Source organism: Alishewanella longhuensis, assembly GCF_014653435.1.
Taxonomy (GTDB): Bacteria; Pseudomonadota; Gammaproteobacteria; order Enterobacterales; family Alteromonadaceae; genus Alishewanella; species Alishewanella longhuensis.
On record NZ_BNAO01000001.1, the window covers coordinates 89,260 to 109,832 of the forward strand.

The window sequence follows — 20,573 nt, forward strand, 5'->3', positions numbered from 1 at the left end:
TAATAATATTTTTATTTTTCAAGCAGGGTAAGGAAGTATGTAGCGCAAATTAGGCACTGGCTGTTGCATAGGCTTGAAGTATGGTTGTTAGTTTTGCTGCTTACGACTTAAAAAGTTGTGGTGATAGCATTAATATGAAAAGCCCCGATTGGGGCTTGGTAAAGGGTTGAGGTTGGCTTTATTAAGCCTATTAATCCGGCTCATTTCTAACTTGTGGATCTGGACTCAACAAGAATAATGAGTTTGTTGTATTTGATAACACAAACTGAAACTTTGTCTCGCCCGCCGTTTGGTCAGTATCTAGTAGCTGGAGATATTGACCATCACTGCTAACGGTAACGGCATCAACTACACCATCAAATGGCGTGCTAAAACCGGCACCGATAAATTTTAAACCTTTGCCAGTATTATCTATAAGTCTGTATGTAATGGTACTCGCTTGGGTAACAGTAATATCACCGCTGGGTAAAGGATCACCACTAATGCTTTGGTAACTAAAAGTGGGTTCTCCTTGAACCAAAGTAACAATGACATTGATCATGAGTGAGGCATTCGAGTTAGGCATAGTATCTCCCTTAGAGGTTTTAATTAAAAATTGAAATTGGTTATGCCATTTTGTTGCAACAAGGTCGTCAGTGTTGGATGTTCATTAAGTTCATTCAAACAGTCTAACGCTTTTGTATAGCTAATTAGATGGCGCGGTTCTTTATTGTTTTTGATACCGTCAATGAGCCTATCTTTGATGCTCTTGCAGATCGTTATTGCTTGCTCATGCTCGTCTAACATAGATAGTGCTTTAGCTTTAAGTAATTGGCTTTCGACTAATGCAACATAATATGATTGATTTTGAGGGGATTTCTCATTAAGCCCAGTATAACCAGAAACAGCCAGGTCTATATAGTTCTGGCTAAGTGTCCACTGCTTAACTTGTTGTAATTTCATCCCACCAGTAAGCCATAACTTAGCAAAAAGCTCCTGGCGTTGTGAGTCAGACAACACAAATTGCGTTGAAGTTAAACTATCCTTAATTTGCTCTATATGCTGTTGTATGGCGTTAAAATCGTTGCTGACTAAAAATGCTAAGGCGTTAATATCCAGATGAAGTTTCCTTCTCTGCCAGCGACTATTTTCAGGATCTTGTTCAATTGCCTTTGCTAATGCTTTGTATCCTTCCAAATAAAATGTATGTGCATTTTCAACATTTCCTTGATAACTAAGAAAATCGGCAAGAATTTGATAACTACTGGATAGCACATCTAATAAATAGGGTTCTTTCACTTCAGCAAGTACGAGATCATGTTGTAACGCTTTATGGATTGAGATTGCTGAGAGCAGATTTCCCTCAGAAAGTGTTGCGCTGGCCAGCCAGGAGCGAGTATCGGCAATATCGGTCAGTAGTTGGTTGTTATCTGGTTGTTTTGCCTGCGCCAATAATTTCAGTTTTAGCGATTCTTCAAAGTTTTCCCTTGCTACAGCAAACTGCTGCTGTTTCATCGCCAACGAGCCCAAAGAATTTGTGGCGTAGGATAGCTCCATAATGGCATCGAGATTATCCGGGGCTAGCTCATACATTTGTTCACTATAATGGTAGTAACGTTCAAACTCGGGTTGGGTACCCTGCCAGTTGCTGGCGCCGTATTGTATTTGCCCGAGCCAAAAGGCATTGGCGCCAAGGGTTTTTAATAGCTCCAGATTCGTCGGTTGCAGTTCTAATACGGCTTCTAACTGGCTGCGGCCGGCGTTTAGGGCGGCGCTGGCTTCGTCTATTTTGCCGCGTGAATAGGCTACCTCGCCCATGGCGGTGAGGGTTTGGCCGTGTTGTAGCATGGCTTCGGTGCTTTGTAAGGTGCTGCTATTGTTAAAGTCGGTAAAGTATTCCAGGGCTTTATTGCTAATACCATCCAGTAAATCCATACGGCCGATACTGCGTAGCTTGTCGGCAAATTCGCCGACCATAAACCCCAGCAGGTTTTCGGCGGCCAGGCGTTTTTGCTGCGCTTGTTGTTCGGCATTATAACTTTTAATGCTCATGGTCAGCGCCATCACCGTTAATAAGCACAGGGTGGCGATAGTGCCATGACGCAACCAGCGTTTCTGCCTGGCTTTGTTGGTTGAAGCGTCAATAAAGGCCAGCTCGGCGGCATCTAGCTGAAATAAGGGGTTATGCTTAAGTTGTAAAGCCTCTTGTAGTGGTTTGCCGGGTGCCAGTAAATAGGCGCTGTTTTGCTGTTCGGCCTGCCAGCGTTGTTGTAAATGCAGCAGGCGGCTTTTAATGCTTAGGCTATCGTGGTGTTCGCTAATCCAGGCAGTGGCGCGCGGCCAGCGCCGCAGCAGGGCTTCGTGCGCCACGCTAAAGCAGGGGTCGCCTTGTTGTAAGTGCGACACAAATAAGCGCTGTTCTACCAGGGTTTGCACCAAAGCGCGCTCGGCATCGGTATTTAGCTGGCTAAAGCGGGCGCTGCGGCTGGTAATACTTTGCTCATCTTCACGCAATGTCACCAACAATGAGAGCACCGCAGGTAAGCTGGCTTGCTCGGTTGTGGTTAAGGTCCTGATCGCTTGTTCCGCATTTTTACCAATAGCCCCTTCGATACCGCCGAGCTTTTTATAGACTGCGACCAACAGCTTATTGTCGCTGCTGCGTTGCAAATACAGCTGCTGCAAGGTGTACTGCAGCATGGGTAAGGCATCGGGGTTACTGGCCGCTTCGCTGCACAGTGTTTCATCTAAAGGTACGGCGGTGTCGGGATCGATATCAAAGCTCAGCCCGGCAGTCAGTGCCGGCAAGCGGATCATTTGCAGTAAGTCGGTGCGGTTGGGGGCGGCTAAGTCAAAATGGGCGCCCTTGGCTTTGCCCGCCATTAAGGTCGGGTAATTGACTAATAAAGGATAAAACTCATTACGGCAGGCGCTGAGCACCAAGACGGCATGGCTGCAGGCTAATTGCTCTAATAGGGCAACAAATTGGCTGCGCTCTTCTTCGTTAAACAGCGGTGAAGATAGCAATACTTCTAGCCTGTCGACAAAGAGCGCGAAGCATTTTAGGTTCTGCCGGCCGTTACTTAACGCCGCACTCAGCTTGGCAATAATGCTTTGCGGGGCACTGATCAGCTCTGCGGCCAGTTGCTCAGCACTATAGCCGGTGAGTACTGGCTCATCCTGTAGTTCCCAGTCTAACAAGGCACTGGCTAAATTAAGCAGCAGTTGCTGCGGGGCGACGTCGGCTAAATCCAAACTGGTATAGCTGAGTACCTCAATACCGTGATAACCGCCGTTTTGCATTAAATTTGGCAAAATACCGGCATTAACCAGCGACGATTTACCACTGCCACTGGGGCCTAGTAATAAGCAAAAAGCCCGGCCATATTTTACCTGTTGCGCAACACGTTCCAGTAAGGTGGAAATTTGGGTACCACGGCCAAAAAACACACTGGCATAGCGCTCGTCATAGGCTTGCAAGCCTGGAAAGGGTGAGCCGTGCTGCCAGCTTTGCTCGCTTAAACTTTGCTCCTGGCCCAGCGGATAACGCACCTCAGCAATGGCGCGGTAGCCGCTTTTACGTATCGTTTCGATATAGCGGGGATCGGTAGCGCTGTCGCCCAGGGCTTTACGTAGCTGCGCCAGCGTTTTATGTAGCGGATTATCGCCGGTTTCGGTATTGGGCCAGCAATGGTTAACAATCGCATCGGTACTCACTACTTCGTTGGCATGCTGGCAAAGCAATAGCAATACTGCCATGGCTTTGGGTTCGATTTGCTGTACCTGTTTACCTTGCCTTAAGGTATTGGCGGCAGAGTCAACCTGCCACTCGCCAAAGAAGAAAATGTTACTCATAGTTAATTTTGGGTTAGTATCGGCTAATTAAGGAACAACATAGCATGGGTTAGCTAATTAGTTTAGTGCCGCATGTAAGATGTGTGGTGCGGGTTTTGTCATTAGTGCGCCAGAGCTATTGCCGCCGGCCTAACACAGGAGTGCGAAGAGATAACTTTCTGTACGGAGGTTTATCAACTACACTCGCTTGTATCGATTTTCTAAACTACTGAGTGTTCTAGCAGGAGGCGACTTGATACGGCAGTTATTTTCAGGCGGGGTAATGATGCTGGCGTTGCTCGCCGATGCCGCTTGGGCAGAGGTTAAGCCTGTGTTACGGATGGCGATGCCCGAATACCCACCTTACACCTATGTGCAGGATGGGCAGTATCAAGGTGAGGGCTATGATGCCTTTGTGTTTATTATGCGGCATTTGCAGCGGGAGTTTGAAATTCTGCTGGTCCCCAACTATGGTCGTGCGGTTACCGATTTACAAAACAATCTGATTGATGGCCTCTTTCTCGCCTCGGAAAATGCCGAGCGTAATAGCATGGCGGTATTCTCCGATCCTGTTAGTGTTACCCGCTGGACCTGGGTTTGGTTAACTGACAATACTCAACTGCGACCTGACAGCCCCAGATTTCATGATGATGCCGTGGTATCTGCGCAGCTAAACAGTAATATTTATCTTTGGTTACGGCAGCAAGGCTATCAGGTCGCAGGTGGCCCTAATAATATTCGCGATCTGTTTCGCTTACTTAACGCGCGCCGGGTAGATGCCATTATGTTGCCAGAACAAACCGCGCTAACCGTTATAAGCGATAATAACTACGCCAGAGCCAATTATCAGTTTAAGGTAGAGCGGGAGTTGCCCTTTGCTATATACATTAGTAAGTCTTTTTTAGCGTTAGAACCCAACTTTATGGCGGCTCTAAACCAAGCTATAGCGCACTATCACCAGTCTGAGGCGGTTATGCTGAAAGACGACCAGCAATGATAAGTAATTATTGCTACTGCATAATTTAGAGATGTAATCGGATAGCAACACTTGTAGCGTATAAATTTTCGCCTTTTTGGGTTTGCTACATTGACGGCAAACTTTTATTGTTCTACCTTATGTAAGCGCTTACATTTTGTTGGGCGGTGAGCATTTTCGCCATCGCAGGCGTGACAAGGCATTAAACAGGAACTCAGGGTATGACTAATATAACGATAAAAGCGAAACCCCTGGCCGCGCTATTAGTGGCGGTAGGGCTCAGCGGCTGTGGTGGCGACGTAAACACCAACTCAGATTTTACGTCGGTAAATCCAAGCCAGCCAGTTAGTGACTGGAAGCTGGTATGGAGCGATGACTTCACCGGTACCAGCATTGACCGGCGCAAGTGGACCTTTGAAATTGATTGTCGTGGCGGCGGTAACCAAGAAAAGCAATGTTACACCGATAGCCCAGAGAATGCGTTTGTCTCAGACGGTACCCTGAAAATTGTTGCTAAGCCGGCACCAGAAGGTTCGCCCTTGCCGTATACGTCTGCGCGCCTCAATACTAAGTATCAGGGTGACTGGAAATATGGCCGGATAGAAGTTCGGGCTAAAGCCCCATCTGGTCAGGGTTCTTGGCCGGCTATTTGGATGATGCCAACAGACGAAGTGTACGGCGGCTGGCCAAAGTCTGGCGAAATCGATATTTTTGAAGCCGTTAACCTGAAAACGGTTGATGCAGAGGGCAACGTAGAAGCCAAAGTATACGGTACTTTGCACTATGGTCGTGAGTGGCCAAATAACTCAAACAGCGGTAAAGCTTACACACTACCAAACGGTGCTAACCCCGCTGATAGCTTTAATACCTACGCCATTGAATGGCAAGAAGGTGAGATCCGTTGGTATGTAAACGACTACCTCTATCAAACTCAACAAGCCTCCCGAGTGCGTACCAACAGCCGGGGTGAGTTAATTGGCTTAAGTCATCGTGGATGGTTTGCCGAGTACTTTAACCAGGTTACCGGAAAATTAGAAACCCAGTGGAACGCCGCTCCGTTTGATCAGCGGTTTTATTTAATTCTGAACCTGGCGGTTGGCGGCAACTGGCCAGAAAATGTTAATAATCTGGGTATTGATGCAGAAGCCTTTGCCAATGGCCAAACCTTTGAAGTGGATTGGGTGCGGGTGTATGAATGCCAGGCTAACCCTATTAATGGTAAAGGCTGTGAAACTATTCGCGCAGGTTATCTAGACAGTGAAACCCTGGTGACCGGTCAGGCACCAATTCCTTCGCCGCCATCTACTGGTGTGCCACAAAATCTGACGATTTTTGATGGTACCCCTAATCCAAATTGGGCTGCGTGGGATTGCTGCGGTGGTTCTACTCCAAGCTTAGTGCAAGATGAAACGCGCGGTCAGGTTTATGAATTTGTAGTAGGGCCACAACCAACGGTAAATGGTTTTATTACCCGCTCAGCGTTCATTACCGATCCTGCAGGTACACCCTCGCCTTTTGATGCTTCGCCACTTATTGAGCGTGGTAGTTTAAGTTTTGATATGCAAGTGGTTTCACCGCCAAGCAACCCGGCTTCGACCTGGTTGGTTAAGGTAGAAAGCAACGAAAACACCACCTTTGTCGAGCTGCCTATCACAGCTAGCAGTGAAGGTGTAGCGCCGGTTACCGGACAATGGCAAAGCTATACTTTCCCGCTGAGTATGCTGGATGCCGCAGGTTTAGACTTATCCGCCATTGATGTAGTGATGATTTTCCCTGCTTGGGATACCGGTAATGGCGCGGTATATCGGGTGACCAATATGAAAATTGCCCAGCCAGCGCAGTTCCCCGAGCTGGTGATGTTTAACAATGGCGCTAATCCGGATTGGCCGATGTGGGATTGTTGTGGTGGCAGTACGCCATTAGAAGTGCTGGACGAAGAGTTAAACACTTTAACGGCCGAGTTTAGTGTCGGCGCAGCACCAACAGTGTTAGGTTTCTTCAATCGCGCACCCTTAGGTGGCGGTAATGCCTTTGATGCCTCTGCGTTGCTGGCAGATGGTGTTGTGCAGTTTGCGGTGAAAGTAGTTGATGCCCCGGCCAACCCTAACTCTACCTGGATGTTTAAAATTGAAGCTGCGGGTGGCGATTCAGCGGTAGAGCTGCCACTAAGTGTCGGTAATGCGGGTCAGGCACCGGTAACCGGCCAATGGACTACTTACACCTTTAGTTTGCAATCGTTATTTGATGCTGGCTTAGATATCAGCGCTATTGATGTGTTAATGGTGTTTCCGGCTTGGGATACCGGCGCAGGTGCGGTGTTCCGTATGCACGATGTACGTATCTTTAATCCTAATGCCAATAATGATCAGCTGACCATTTTCCGCGATGCGGTAAATGCCGATTGGACCTTATGGGACTGCTGTGCTGGCTCGGTACCTAAAGTGGTTGATGCTGAAGCGCCTTATGGCAAGGTAGCCCAGTTTGAAATTTTAGGCTGGCCAGAGACGGTGTTAGGGTTTTTAGCAAAAGAAGATATGGCGTTTGATGCTACTGCGTTATTGGCCAATGGTAGCGTAAGTTTTGACATGCGTGTGGTATCACCGCCAGCTAATACGGCGAGCAGTTGGTTCTTTAAAATTGAATCCAGTGGTGCTGCTACTGCAGTAGAACTGCCACTTGCTGCAGGTAATAACGGTCAGGCACCGGTTACCGGCGAATGGCAACGCTATCGTTTTTCGCTGCAAAGCCTGTTTGATGCAGGTCTGGATATTAGTGATATCAATGTGCTGATGGTGTTCCCTGCATGGGGCACGGGCCTTGGCGCAGTTTATCAAATTGATAACGTTGAAATTTCTAATAATTAATGCAGGGCGACAAGAGTAGGATAATTATGAAAACAACAACATTTACAAAAAGCCGGGTCGCCACAGCAGTATCTGTCGTGCTGAGCGCCGGTATGATGCTGCCATTGCAAGCTCAAGAAACTGCAACGCCTGAGGCTGAACCTAAAGTTGAAATCATTGAAGTTCGCGGTATTCGCGGTAGTTTAGCGCGCTCAATGGATGTTAAGCGTGAGTCGTCAGGGGTGGTCGATGCCATTTCTTCTGAGGAAATGGGTAAGTTCCCGGATACCAACTTAGCCGAATCATTACAACGCATTACGGGTGTATCGGTAAGTCGGGTCAATGGTGAGGGTAGCCAAATTACCGTGCGTGGCTTTGGCCCTGAGTTTAACCTGATTACCTTAAACGGCCGGCAAATGCCAGGTACAGGCTATACCCGTTCATTTAATTTGGAAAACTTGTCTTCTGAAGGTGTTAGCGCCTTAGAATTATATAAAACCGCGCGGGCTGAAAACCCCAGCGGTGGTTTAGGTGCGACAGTTAATATTGTCACTTCCAAACCGTTATCGAGCCCCGGGCAAAAATTTGCGCTAATGGGTAAAGGCGTACACGATAGCTCCAATGAGAAGGGAAAAGACGTTACGCCCGAGCTTGCTGCACTCTACAGCAATACCTTTGCCGATGATCGTTTCGGTGTGGCTCTCTCGTTTTCGCAAGCGCGGCGTGATTTCCAAATTCAGAATGCCAATATACAAGGCTGGCAAGCCAATGTGCCGCTGCCAAGCAATCCCACTCATGTTATTGATCGACGTCCGGTGGGCGCCGATGGTTTGCCTACCGGTAACTATTTTTTTCCGAAAGATATGAACTATGGCATTACTGATTTTCAACGGGAAAGAACCACCGGTCAGCTAACATTACAATATGCGGCAACCGATGATATCACTTTCACCCTGGACTATACCGGCAGTCGAGCCCTTGTGGGCAGCCAAGGCATTGGCTGGGGGATTTGGAACAACTTTGGCGATAATATCAATGCCTACGAGTTGGACGAGCGCGGTACGGCCTTGTTCGCTGATATTAGTGGTGATGATGGCTCTTTTAGTGCCAGCAAAGGCACAACCGAGGTTAAAGCAGCTTCTATCGGTTTTAATATGGCATGGCAGCTTACCGACAATTGGCAAGTGAGCTTCGACGCTCATGATTCAAATAACAAAGCGGATAATGGTGCGGATAAAGGCAGCGGCAATTCGGGACAAATTATTTTAGGTTCTGATCAGCTTATTACTAAGTTTTATGATTATCGTACTGGTGAGATCCCACAGGCCTATATTTTATGGCGAAACGGTACCAATGAACTGCGACCAAGCGAGATTGACTCTAACTTTAGCCAGTTTTTCCATTCGCCAGGCGAGTCAGAAGTGCAGCAGTTCAAGCTAGACAGTACCTGGCATAACTCGGTGTTTAATATCCCTCTGGTGTCTATTAAAGGGGGCGTGGCGCGCACTGAGCAAACGATGAGTGGCACCAATGCCTGGAGTGGTTTGCGCGGTGGCCCGGGCTTCAACCCAAGCTTTACCTTTATTTTCCCGGATAGCATGTTTACCCGCAGAGATACCGGTAATTTCCTTGATCAATTCGCAGGCGGCGGTAATGGTTTAGTTTCGAATTATTACTACACCTACAGTTATGACGAAGCCGTAGCAAGGCAAACAGCTTACCTAACCGAAACCTTGATGGGGCCCAATGCTTATTTGCCTGATCCTTACAATGTTTATGGTACTGTGGGACAAAGCTCGGTGCAGGAAGTGACAAACAGTCTCTACCTGCAATCAGCCTGGGAATTTGATGTTGCTAACTTCCCCGTGCAGTTAAATGTTGGGGCGCGGTATGAAAAAACCGATGTGACCAGTTCAGTACGACAAGATGTTGAAAAGCAAGTGAACTGGGTCAGTCCGTCTGAGTGGATTATGAAGTATGAGAGTGGCGATATTAATTTCCTAACCTTAACCGGCTCGCATAATGTCTTGTTGCCCATGATGGATTTACGGGTAGATTTGACCGACGACTTGGTAAGCCGTTTTTCTGTTGGTAAAAGTATTACTCGTGCACCTTTAGGTGCTCTGGGTGGTGGCCGCAGCTTAAGTGGCAGTCCTAAACCAGGCGCGCGCAGTGGTGGTCAGGGTAATACCAATTTACAACCTTACGAATCGACTAACCTTGATTTAAGCTTGGAATATTACTATGCCCCAGGTAGTTATGCAGCTATCGGTTACTATCGTAAGAGTGTGAAAAACTTCATTGGTAATAGCATCACAGATATCACTATTGAGGGTTTGCACGACATCCAAAATGGCCCTCGTTACCAACAAGCGGTAGCAGACATAGTGGCGCGTGGGGAACAGCCAACGGATACGGCGATTTATAATCAGATGTTGGCTAATGGCCATGGCGATGCTAATGGTGAAATAGCCCCGAGTAGTGCTGATCCCTTGATTTTGTGGAGTATCAGCCAACCACAAAATAGCCCTGACACCAAAACGGTAGACGGTATTGAAGCGGCATGGCAGCACATGCTGGGTGAGACCGGTTTCGGTTTTGGTATCAACGGCACTATCGTTAGCGGTGATGTTAAGTTTGATGTTGAAAGCCTCACGCAACAGACGCCGTTAGTGGGATTAAGTAACTCAGCTAACTTGCAGTTGTTCTATGAAGATTATGGCTGGTCGATCAAACTGACTTATGCTTGGCGTGATAGTTATCTGATTGGCGTTGGCCAGGGTCAGGGCTCATCAGATGCGCCACCGCAATTTGCTAAAGCTTATGCGCAGTGGGATTTAAGCGTTAATTACGACGTAACACCAAACTTTACCGTGTTCTTTGAAGGGATCAACCTGACCAACGAAACCGAGCAAGGTTATGGCCGTTACGAAGAGCAATTCTTATTTGCCCGCCAGTATGGCCCGCGTTATATCTTAGGCGCGCGCTACCGCTTCTAATCAGCGATCTACCTACCTGTTGATTAATGCCCGCTTAGCGGGCATTTTTTTAAGAATATGACATAAATCATCCATCCTGCTTTTACCTCTCCCTATTTCATTTGAGCAAATCTTTTTTGGCAAATACTATTTTTTATCACTAATTTAATTGCTTCTATGTCAAAAGAGTAGATTAGCATTCTGAGAGGAAGTATTTTCATAAAATAATTGGTTTTAACTAAGATGTTTACTTATTGCTGAGCAATAAAATAATGAATGGTCTAGAAATCATAAGATCATTTGACAATTTTGCCGCAAGCAAGGTGTGTATGGCGCTTTATAGGTATTGTTTGATAGGTTTCTCATCGAAGAATAAAATCTTTTTAAATGGTTTTTTTTCAGATTTTTACGGTGAAATATTTTCTGGTGAACCTCTCTTAGATGGTGAGCTTGCATTATTTTCTCCAGACTTAATCCTATGCGACTTAGATGGTTTTAACTACAAGGACTTTATTGATTTAAGCACGCTGAAATTTTTTAGTGAGATAATATTTTTTTCAGAAAACAGCAGGTACGCACTCCCTGCATATCACTTGGATGCTTTAGATTTTATAGGTAAACCTATATCAATAAATAGATTGAATATTTCGCTTTCTAAAGCAAGGAGGCGTTTAATTTTTAAAGCTGGATTGGTTAGTGAGGGTCGGTCGGCAGCTTATATAAAGTATGTTTTTGTCTGCGTCAATGGAGTACTAAAAGTGGTCAGTATTAAAGATGTGGTCTCTATATTAGAGGTGGCCGGATCAAGATACTTTAAAATAAAAGGCTATGAGAGTTTGTTTTTAAATAAATCTTGCCTTGGGTTCTCTGAGAAAATATTAGATCCTGTCATTTTTTATAAAAGAAGCGACGGTGTTTTTTGTAGAAGAAGTACGGATGCATTTATAAATGAAGATGAACCTCATCGTTTTTTATAAGGTGTTAGATTCCTAAAGATAAAAACTGATTTTTCCTGGCTGTTGATAATTTTTATTGGTCCCTGGACACGAAGTGAATCTTATCACTTGCGTCCAATTGCTGCCGCTGCAGCTCGCCCGAAGAGTTCTTCGGGCTTTTTTTATTGAGATCGCTTGTTAGAGCTATTATGAAAATAAGGAGTTACCATGAAATGTCAGTGTTTGTGCGGCAGCATTTCTTTTGAATTAATTGGTTTATTAGGGGATATTTATAAATGCCATTGCTCGTTATGTAGAATGAACACTGGATCATCAAACTCCGCAGCATTGGTCGTCGAGGGAAATCAGATTCACTGGTTAACAGGTATGGAGTTAGTCAACTCCTTTCAGCTTCCGACAGGTTATACAACTTGTTTTTGTAAAAACTGTGGTAGCCCAGTACCAAATGAAATCAGAAGTACCGGTCTGTACTGGATTCCTGCCGGCCTGCTTTCGACATGTACTGAGAGTAAATTAAAATTACACCTATACTGTAATTCGAAACCTGACTGGGACTTGACAAGTATAGATACGACTTATTTAGATGAGGGTGTCGAGAGTATCTTTGCTTTGAAGGGATTGATAAAAGCTTAAAGGTTCAATAAGAAACAATTGGAACAGAATATTATTTCCACTTAATTATATTTTACTAAATTCCGGAAAGCAGCAATATCAAGGATATAACTAAGATAAGCTTGGTTAATTTCAAGTGAATCAATATTGGAGAATACACTGGTGAGCTATATTCATAATGCGAAACCAGGGTGCTATAGTTGTCGCGTTAATCGTATTTAGGAATTTGAAGATTAATAATCTCAGCGGTATTTCAGGGTAGATATTTCGAGACTTTAAGAATTTTAACTATCAAGGTATCCGTAATTAGGAAGAGACAGAAGTTTGAACCTAACAAACTTTTGCCTCTATTTGCCCCCTTACTATATTACTGTCTTGTTAATACAAAGCGTCCGGCACCTTGTTGCAAAATAACTTGCTGCGCTTGTCCTTCTGCTGGAAAGAAATCCAGACTGGCATCAACTACTGTAAGATAAAGACTCCGCGGGCTGGCAGCCTTTAACTCTAACGCAGGTTGGCCTGTTACCTGTACCAATAATCCGTCTCCCTGGCTGTTTTGAAAGATTCTTAGCTGTAATTGTTCAGAAGCATAGTTACCTACCAACGCTAGTTGTTGTGGTTCATTTAAACTAACTTCAGGCTTTACGGTCAGGTCACTGGTGCGCAGCCAGTGCTCTGCGTCACCATCGCCGTCATAAAAAAGATCCAAACCGGTGGCAATGCCAGCGGCATCGCGCTTGATAACAATACGACTTACACTGTCTTTAAAGCCGAAACTGTTATTACCCTGAGGAATTACTGGGAATGGCTGGCCGCCCGCACGTGTAGAGAACAGTTGGCCATTGCGAACTTCCAACTTACGACTTTCTGTGCCTTTGCGATAGATACCGGAGACACTTTGCAGCTGCTCCGGTGTCAGAGTCACTGTTGGATATTCTGGATAAGGCTTACCAGCTGTAAAGGCGCCTATTTTGCGGCTCAAATAATGAAGATCCGGGCCTGGACCATCGCTGTTTCTTAGCATCACGATGCTAATCTCTGAATCTGGTAAATATACCAACAGAGATGCAAAGCCATGAATACCTCCGCCATGCTGCAACTCCGGCATACCTCGTAATGTACCGCGAACTATACCAAAGCCATAATTGCCTTGGTTATTGGCGGCGGCTCCTGAGGGCGTAATCATTTGCTGGTACGTCGCCTCTTTGAGCAGTTTATTACCATGTAATAGTCTATTCCAATGCCACAAGGCGAGTGTATCAGCAACCAGTGCTCCGGCGGCGTGTGGTTGAGTCATGCTGAGTTGTGCTGCAAGCTTAATTGGCTGGCCAGGGCTTAAACTGTAACCAGAGACCATGCCCGCTAACAATAGGCGTTCGGCAGGGTAGAGCATATTATTGAGCTGATTGGGTTTTAGTAATGCATCCGCGATATATTGGTGCCAACTTTTTCCACTTATGGCTTCAATGACTGCACCAACTAAAACATACCCAGAGTTATTGTAGCGAAACTCAGTACCTGGTAAAAAATCGACCGGTAAATTTTTAAACACAGCGATTAGTTCATCAGTAGTTAATTCGCGGCGTATGTCATTATGCATATAACCGGGAATGCTGGTGTAACTCTTTATACCTGATGTATGGTTCAGTAAATGTTGCAGAGTAATGGCATCACCGTTAGGGTAATCTGGCAGGTATTTAGAAAGCGGGTCTTGCAGATTGGCTTTCCCTTCATCGACTAAATGCAACAAGGCTACAGCAGCCACTTGTTTAGTGACCGAGCCAATACGAAATTTGTGCTCTGGCTGTAATAGAACACCAAGCTCAATGTTGGCCAGACCAAAGGCATTATTAAAAAGCAGTTCATCTCCCCGGGCTACTAATACAGCTAGCCCAGGACCAGACTGATCGGATACATGTTGCCGTAATAATTGTTCAGTAAACGCACTTACATTTTCTGCATCAGGTAATGGCGAGGCCGCGAAAGCGGTATGGCTAGCCCAGCAAAATGCTGCAGCAATCAAAAAACGGTTTAACATAAAGGCTCCTACGTTTTATAAAAAATTGAATCTTACTTTCGGTTTTAATGTTTGAAGAAATCGTTACTTCTGCTACTGGATAATTTAAACCTTGAAGTACATTACTTGTTCTGCAAGCGCCTTACCCTGGTTTTGAACAATAGCGGTAGACTGAAGAACACGTTCACTGTATGAATAAGACTCTTCGCTTCGGGTTTTAATTGATATCACCAGGTCGTTTAAATGCTCAGCTACACCAGATTGCTCTTCAACGGACGTTGCAATTTGAATATTTCGCTCTGAAATCTCTTTAATTTGCTTAACGATAGTATGGATTTCTTCTCCAACTTTTTTAGCCAAAAGGGATGCACTTTTAGTAAGGTTAGCGCCTTCGTGCGCGCTGCTTTCCGCTGCTTTAGTGACGACGGAAAACTTTTCAACCATATCTTGTATACTATTCGCGGATTTTCTCGCTTTCTCAGCGAGAGTTCTCACTTCGTCAGCGACAACGCTAAAACCTCGTCCATGCTCACCAGCTCTTGCGGCTTCGATAGCCGCATTCAAAGCCAGTAAATTTATTTGGTCTGAAATTGCGCGGATGATATCGGCGATACCGGCAATTTCGCTGGAGCTTTGCGTAAGAGACTGCATAGTAGTGACCAGTTGCTGCAAATTGTCTTCTGCCTGACTAATAGTTCTTATACTGGCGTTAACAGTTTGAATGCCATCCATGGCTGCTTTTGAAGTTGTATCCGTGAATCCGGAAGTATCATGAGCATTGTGAGATACTTCAGTAATTGCCACTGTCATTTCAGTAATTGCGGTAGCGACAGAGTCGATCTCGCGCTGTTGTTGATTTAATTGTGTACTAAGATCCTTGACTTGGGACTCAGCAACTTCGCCCTGTTTTATTAGGGTTTGTGATGATGCAGAAATATTTTGAATAATAGTTCTAAGTGCTTTAATAAAATTATTAAAGTTATTTGACAGTAAACTTATCTCTCCTTTGCCGGTTACTAATATTTCATGTCTAAGATCACCTTTCCCATCAGCCATGTCATCAGAGATTTTTACCAGGTGTCTAATTGGATTGATAATTATTCTGAATAAATACACTGCCAAGGCAATACTGATAACTGATAAGAATAACGAAGATAGCGACATCATTATGTTGGCCCGCTTTGAATTTTCTAAGCTTAAAGCGGTGGAGTGTTCTAGTTTGCTTTCAAGGTCGCGTGAAATTTCGTCAAGCAGTTGCATTACAGCATCTTTCTGTCTCGACAGCTCGGTTAGGTTATTAAGCATGCTATTTGCGATTTCGACGAGTTGTTTGTTAACTGCAACTGCTCTTCTTGGACTTTCAGCTAAGGGAGTCTCAGCAAGCAGAACAGCTGCTTTTTCTGCATTGGCGATAGTGTCGTCTAATAGTGAAAACAGTTCTTTTGCGAGCGAGCTATCCAGATAAAAGCGGTATAGCAACATATTAATCTTGTGCATAACATCAGTATTGATATTGGCGGATAGAATACTGACCACTTCCAGTTCTGATGCACTATAGCCCTCTGCAAGATTTCCCGTCATGGTTGAAATATAACTATTCGACTCATAAATACTGGTTAAAATAAGTTTTTCTGCATTAGCCAATAAATTTAGCCGTTCCAGCTCCGCCTTAAGGATCTTGTCCAGATTCGTACTCAGCGATATTATTCTTCCTTCAAAGTCGCTACCTACTAGATGAGGTAGCCCTGCCCAGTTTGTACGAAGCCTATTTAAAGCGTTTTGCGCAGTAGCTACAGTGTTATTATCATGTATTGGTTGAATGGTTTTTGACTTTGCAAAAGACAACTCCTTATTGAATTCAGAAACATTTTTTATAGTGACATCAAGGGCTAATGCATGATTGTAAGATTTTCTACCCATTATTGTTACAGCGGATACTGTAATGACAGTTATTACAATTAATAGCTTCAATGCATTTTCGATAGTTTTTTTTCTAAAGCTGTTGTCTTGGTTATTCATTTTCTACCTATTCCAAATTCAATACATAAACCTAAATAAAATTGCTATAAACAGTAATTTAATATCCGGCTATTTATTTCGGAGCTTGTCACCAAGTACCAGTAATGATGGTGTTAGAAAAAGTGTGAGCAGTGTCGCGAAGCTTAAGCCGCCAGCAATAGCACTTGAGAGCTGAGTCCACCACATCGTAGAAGGTGCGCCAAATCCGAGGCTAGGCTCAATTAAGTTAACGTTGACGGCCAAAACCATAGGGATTAACCCAAGAATGGTGGTCGCCGAAGTAAGTAGTACTGGACGTAGGCGAAGGGTACCCGTTTCAAGCGCAGCAAGTTGGTAATCGAGGCCCTGCCTGCGGAAATGGTTGTAAGTATCAATCAGGACAATATTATTATTGACGACGATACCGGCTAAACCAATGATCCCCATACCAACCATAACCAGACCAAAGGGTTGGGCGGTAATTAACAAGCCTAATAAAACTCCGGCGGTGGAGAGGGCAACAGCTGACAAGATGAGTAGCGATTGATACCAGCTGTTAAACTGTACTAACAAGATCATCAGCATTAAGAAAATGGCACATAAAAAGGCAACACCCAGGAAATGCATGGTTTCTTGTTGATCCGCGTCTTCGCCGGCGGTTCTGATTGAAATACCCTCGGGTAAATCCATCGCTGAAATTTTCAGAGCGTCTAACCTTTCAGTAACCTGATAGCCGGGGGCCAAACCGCTTTTAACCGTTACGGTGCGACTGCCATTAATGCGACGGACAATGCTGGTTTTTTCTGCGGGCAATACAGTAACAAAGTTAATGATGGGTATTTGGCCGTAACTTGTCGCGACAGTTAAACGGTCCAACTGACTTAGCGTACGTGAGATATAAGGCAGGCGTATCCGAATATCGACTTCGTCGCGCGCATACTCAGGCCTGAATTTGGCTAATAGCAAGCCGTTACTGAGCAGTTGGACGGTATTTCCTATACTGATAAGATCAGCGTCATATCTTGCTGCTTCGGCACGATTGACTTCGATGCGCCATTCAATACCGGGTAAACTGCGGTCATCTTCAATATCAACAAAGCCGCCAAGCTGTTGCATAAGAGCCACAATCTGGCTGATAGTGTCATCGAGGTGTTTTGGATCAGAAGCACTTATCTGTAACTCGATTGGTTTATCGCTCCCGGGGCCTTCTTGCTGTTCGCGGAACGTTAGCACCAACCCTGAGAGGTCTTGGGTTCGCTCCCGCATTTCCTGCAGGATAACGGCTGCCGGGCGGCGTTGATGCCAGTCAATAAATTGAAATTGTAGGATGCCAACTACGTCAGGAGTGAGTTCACCGGGTGCGGCGGCAAAGCTTCGGGCATACATGGCCTTTACCTCCGTCATGCCCAGTAATCTCTTCTCTACTTCTTTTAAAAACGCGTCCTTTTCATGAATTGAATAGTCGCCGCGGGTACGAACCCATACTTGTGCTGATTCCGGCTCAACCGACGGAAAGAATTCAATGCCATGATTAAACTTTGCGTAAGCAAAAAAGATGAAGGCGACACCAGTTAGGGTGCTGCCCAGAGTTAGCAGCGGATGCCTTAATAGTTTTGCCAGCAAAGTACGGTAAATATTGGTTAATACATTCGCTTTTGGCTCTGGCGTAATTGTTACGCTCTTGCGTGCAGTTGCAGAGCCCATAGCCGGCAGAAAAATCAACGCCATTAGCAATGAAGCTAATAAACAAATGATGACTGTAGCAGGGAGATACTTCATAAACTGACCGACTACGCCAGGCCAGAATAAGAGCGGTAGAAATACGGATAGGGTGGTGCAAGTCGAGGTAATGACTGGCCAGGCCATACGATCTGCAGCACTTAGCCAAGCCGATGTTGGGGACTGACCTTCCGCTATATAGCGATCTGCAAGCTCAGTAACAACAATGGCACCATCAACCAGCATTCCTGCAACTAAAATCAGCGAAAACAGGACGATAATATTCATGGTGAAACCAAGCAGCCAAATCATCAAGATGCCAAGCAGGAATGCGCCCGGGATAGTAATACCAACCAGAACGGCTGAGCGCATACCCATGGTTGCGATAATCAGAATCAGTACCAGAGCAACCGCTGTTAACACATTATTGAGCAAGTCTGAAAGCATATTCTCAACTTCTCTGGACTGATCCATGATGTAGTTGATCTCTAAGCCAGCAGGGAGCTCAGAACGTACAGTTTCTAGTAACAATTTGGTTTGTTCTATGGTGGAGATGACATTCGCTCCGGAGCGTTTCTTTACCTCCAGCACCACAGCAGGCTGACCATTTATTCGCGCGAAACTTTGCGGATCTTTAAACCCCGGATTGATTGTCGCGATATCAGCGAAGGTAACTACCTTACCCGCATGAGTTTTAACAGGTATTGCCAGAACATCATTCAGACTTTCGATAACACCCGGAATCTTAAGAGCCATGCGGCCAGCGCCGGTATCCATGCTACCGGCAGCAATCAAATGATTATTTTTTGAAACCAGATTTGCCAGCTGCAGGTAATTTAAGTCGTAACTTTGCAAAACAAGCGGATCAATAATGATTTCGAGCACATCTTCCCGATCACCGCCAATGTCTACCTCAAGCACTTCAGGCAGCCCCTCAATTTTCTGCTTTAAACTTCGTGCTGTGGAAACTAGCGTTTCTTCGGACAATGGACCCGAGAGGCCTATCGTCAAGACTGGGAACAACCCGACGTTCACTTCGTTGACGGTCGGTTCATCCGCATCTCTTGGCAGCTTTGCCCGTGCAGCATCTACCTTAACCCTTACATTTGCTAAAGCTTTGTCGGCTTCAAAACCGGCATCGAATTCCAACATAACTGAAGCGTGACCTTCACTTGCGACTGAGGTCATTTTTTTAACACCCTCAAGTGATTTGAGCTCATGTTCCATCGGGCGTAGCAAGAGACGTTCACTATCTTCAGGGCTGATCCCGTCCAGCGACAGCGCCACATAAATGATAGGAATAGCAATATCCGGGTTGGCCTCTTTCGGGATCGCTAAGTAGGCATTGATCCCAGCCAAAAATAAGATAAAGAGTAACGCCAATGTCGCGCGACTGCGCGCTATCGCGAAGCTAATTAACGCTTTCATTCTGCACCCTCGCGAGTCACAGTTACAAACTGATCTGGGTTTACAAAGCCTGCCCCTAAGGTGATAAGCTCGACTTGTCTGGGTAGGCCTGTAACCCAGGCGACATTATCGTTGGTGTCTGCAATTGCGACTGGGTAGAAAGTGACCAGGTTTTCCCGGACGGCATAAACGCCCAGCTTGCCTCGCTTATCCAGTTTCAACAGTGCTGGTGAAATGGCATGCGCAGGGATTGATTCCAGATGCACCTGTAAGCTAGCACTGGCACCTGAAAGGGGTAAAAAATTCGGGTTTTGTACCTCTGCCTCGATGAGATAACTTCTGGTTGCACTGTCAGCCGTTGGGCTGATAAAGCTCAGAATACCTGTAAGTACACTACCATCGAGTAGTGTTATTGTGACTTGCTGGCCTAACCTAAGCTGCCCAACCTGCTGTTGAGGAACCTGAGCCTGAGCCCTGAGTTTATCAATAGCAACCAACTGAAACAGGCGGGTACCTTTTTGGACTAATTCACCGGGTTCGACAAATCGTCTTGCCAGGATGCCATTAAAAGGTGCTTTAGGTAGGCTATGGTCTATTGAAAGCTGCGCTTCAATAAAGATATTTTCTGCCAGTTTAAGCTCATTACGAACACGGGATAATTCGGTATCTGAAATCAGCTGGCGTTGTTTAAGAGTCTGAGCGCCGGCTAGTTCACTACGTCGTAGCTCGAGCAATGCAGTTGCCTGCGCCAGTCTGGCACTTCTGCCTTCATCACTAAGCTGTAACAGGCTCTCGTCAGCGTTAACCTGATCCCCCTCGGTTTTAAAGAGATTGGTAACTATGCCGGTTTCCAGAGCTTTAATTTCTAAATCATGCCATGGGATTAATTGACCCTGGAGTGTTAACTGAGTCCGGTAATCCTGAGCTTCAGATAAACGGGTTTGAACACGAGATAAGCTAATAGGCTCCGCGACCCCGGCAGGGGGAGAATCCGAAGCGCTGCTATAGCGCTCGGCATAAACCAACCTTGCGGCTAATATTAAAACTACAATGCTCGCAGCGAGCCATTTTTTGTATATCGTTATCTTCATGTGCAATGGTTCTTTAAGTGGCACCGGATAAAGGCGGCAATGGTTTAATAAAGGTTTCTTCTAAAAATCACGCTATAGCCAAGCAGGGCAGGGCGATATCAGATAACGAGCTAAAATGAAGCCGCCACCTATTAGTGCGGCGACTGAGGACCAGAGAATCACG

The 20,573-nt window shown here is 45.5% G+C and carries 11 protein-coding genes; 5 read left to right on the forward strand and 6 right to left on the reverse strand.

Translation table 11 applies throughout. The features are described from left to right. Positions 1-190: 190 nt before the first annotated feature. On the reverse strand, positions 191-565 hold the full coding sequence (locus IE163_RS00415; protein ID WP_189429153.1) for a DP-EP family protein: 375 nt from the start codon (positions 563-565) through the stop codon (positions 191-193). A gap of 23 nt (positions 566-588) precedes the next feature. Next, positions 589-3,834, reverse strand: a complete 3,246-nt coding sequence (locus tag IE163_RS00420; protein WP_189429154.1) for an nSTAND1 domain-containing NTPase — start codon at positions 3,832-3,834, stop codon at positions 589-591. Between the two features lie 232 nt (positions 3,835-4,066). Here IE163_RS00420 and IE163_RS00425 point away from each other — a divergent pair, with 232 nt between their 5' ends. The 5 genes from IE163_RS00425 to IE163_RS17950 all read left to right on the forward strand — a co-directional run bounded on the left by IE163_RS00425 (position 4,067) and on the right by IE163_RS17950 (position 12,199). Further along, complete coding sequence (locus tag IE163_RS00425) at positions 4,067-4,810, forward strand: substrate-binding periplasmic protein (protein WP_229833377.1); 744 nt, start codon at positions 4,067-4,069, stop codon at positions 4,808-4,810. A 200-nt stretch (positions 4,811-5,010) separates the two neighbouring features. Continuing rightward, positions 5,011-7,653 (forward strand): glycoside hydrolase family 16 protein, encoded by a 2,643-nt coding sequence (locus IE163_RS00430; RefSeq protein ID WP_189429155.1) that lies wholly within the window; start codon positions 5,011-5,013, stop codon positions 7,651-7,653. Positions 7,654-7,679: 26 nt separating this feature from the next. Then, the gene (locus IE163_RS00435; RefSeq protein ID WP_189429156.1) at positions 7,680-10,631 is read left to right on the forward strand and encodes a TonB-dependent receptor; all 2,952 of its coding nucleotides are present in this window, start codon (positions 7,680-7,682) and stop codon (positions 10,629-10,631) included. 251 nt (positions 10,632-10,882) lie between these two features. Beyond that, on the forward strand, positions 10,883-11,587 hold the full coding sequence (locus IE163_RS00440; protein ID WP_189429157.1) for a hypothetical protein: 705 nt from the start codon (positions 10,883-10,885) through the stop codon (positions 11,585-11,587). A 186-nt stretch (positions 11,588-11,773) separates the two neighbouring features. After that, on the forward strand, positions 11,774-12,199 hold the full coding sequence (locus tag IE163_RS17950; protein ID WP_189429158.1) for a GFA family protein: 426 nt from the start codon (positions 11,774-11,776) through the stop codon (positions 12,197-12,199). A gap of 346 nt (positions 12,200-12,545) precedes the next feature. On the opposite strand, the gene IE163_RS00450 is transcribed toward IE163_RS17950, so the two are convergent. From IE163_RS00450 to IE163_RS00465, 4 genes are all read right to left on the reverse strand, one after another. Then, positions 12,546-14,216 (reverse strand): serine hydrolase domain-containing protein, encoded by a 1,671-nt coding sequence (locus IE163_RS00450; RefSeq protein ID WP_189429159.1) that lies wholly within the window; start codon positions 14,214-14,216, stop codon positions 12,546-12,548. Positions 14,217-14,300: 84 nt separating this feature from the next. Beyond that, positions 14,301-16,214 carry a methyl-accepting chemotaxis protein gene (locus IE163_RS00455; protein ID WP_189429160.1) on the reverse strand — a complete coding sequence of 638 codons (1,914 nt, stop codon included), beginning with the start codon at positions 16,212-16,214 and terminating at the stop codon, positions 14,301-14,303. Positions 16,215-16,283: 69 nt separating this feature from the next. After that, positions 16,284-19,340: an efflux RND transporter permease subunit gene (locus tag IE163_RS00460; protein WP_189429161.1), complete on the reverse strand. Its 3,057-nt coding sequence runs from the start codon at positions 19,338-19,340 to the stop codon at positions 16,284-16,286. Beyond that, positions 19,337-20,410, reverse strand: a complete 1,074-nt coding sequence (locus IE163_RS00465) for an efflux RND transporter periplasmic adaptor subunit (protein ID WP_189429162.1) — start codon at positions 20,408-20,410, stop codon at positions 19,337-19,339. Before IE163_RS00465 ends, IE163_RS00460 begins: the two co-directional genes overlap by 4 nt. Positions 20,411-20,573 lie beyond the last annotated feature (163 nt).

Coding starts and splice junctions, on each gene's coding strand:
- IE163_RS00415 (WP_189429153.1), bottom strand. CDS start 565: ATGCCTAACTCGAATGCCTCACTCATGATCAATGTCATTGTTACTTTG.
- IE163_RS00460 (WP_189429161.1), bottom strand. CDS start 19,340: ATGAAAGCGTTAATTAGCTTCGCGATAGCGCGCAGTCGCGCGACATTG.
- IE163_RS00450 (WP_189429159.1), bottom strand. CDS start 14,216: ATGTTAAACCGTTTTTTGATTGCTGCAGCATTTTGCTGGGCTAGCCAT.
- IE163_RS00455 (WP_189429160.1), bottom strand. CDS start 16,214: ATGAATAACCAAGACAACAGCTTTAGAAAAAAAACTATCGAAAATGCA.
- IE163_RS17950 (WP_189429158.1), top strand. CDS start 11,774: ATGAAATGTCAGTGTTTGTGCGGCAGCATTTCTTTTGAATTAATTGGT.
- IE163_RS00430 (WP_189429155.1), top strand. CDS start 5,011: ATGACTAATATAACGATAAAAGCGAAACCCCTGGCCGCGCTATTAGTG.
- IE163_RS00435 (WP_189429156.1), top strand. CDS start 7,680: ATGAAAACAACAACATTTACAAAAAGCCGGGTCGCCACAGCAGTATCT.
- IE163_RS00440 (WP_189429157.1), top strand. CDS start 10,883: ATGAATGGTCTAGAAATCATAAGATCATTTGACAATTTTGCCGCAAGC.
- IE163_RS00420 (WP_189429154.1), bottom strand. CDS start 3,834: ATGAGTAACATTTTCTTCTTTGGCGAGTGGCAGGTTGACTCTGCCGCC.
- IE163_RS00465 (WP_189429162.1), bottom strand. CDS start 20,410: ATGAAGATAACGATATACAAAAAATGGCTCGCTGCGAGCATTGTAGTT.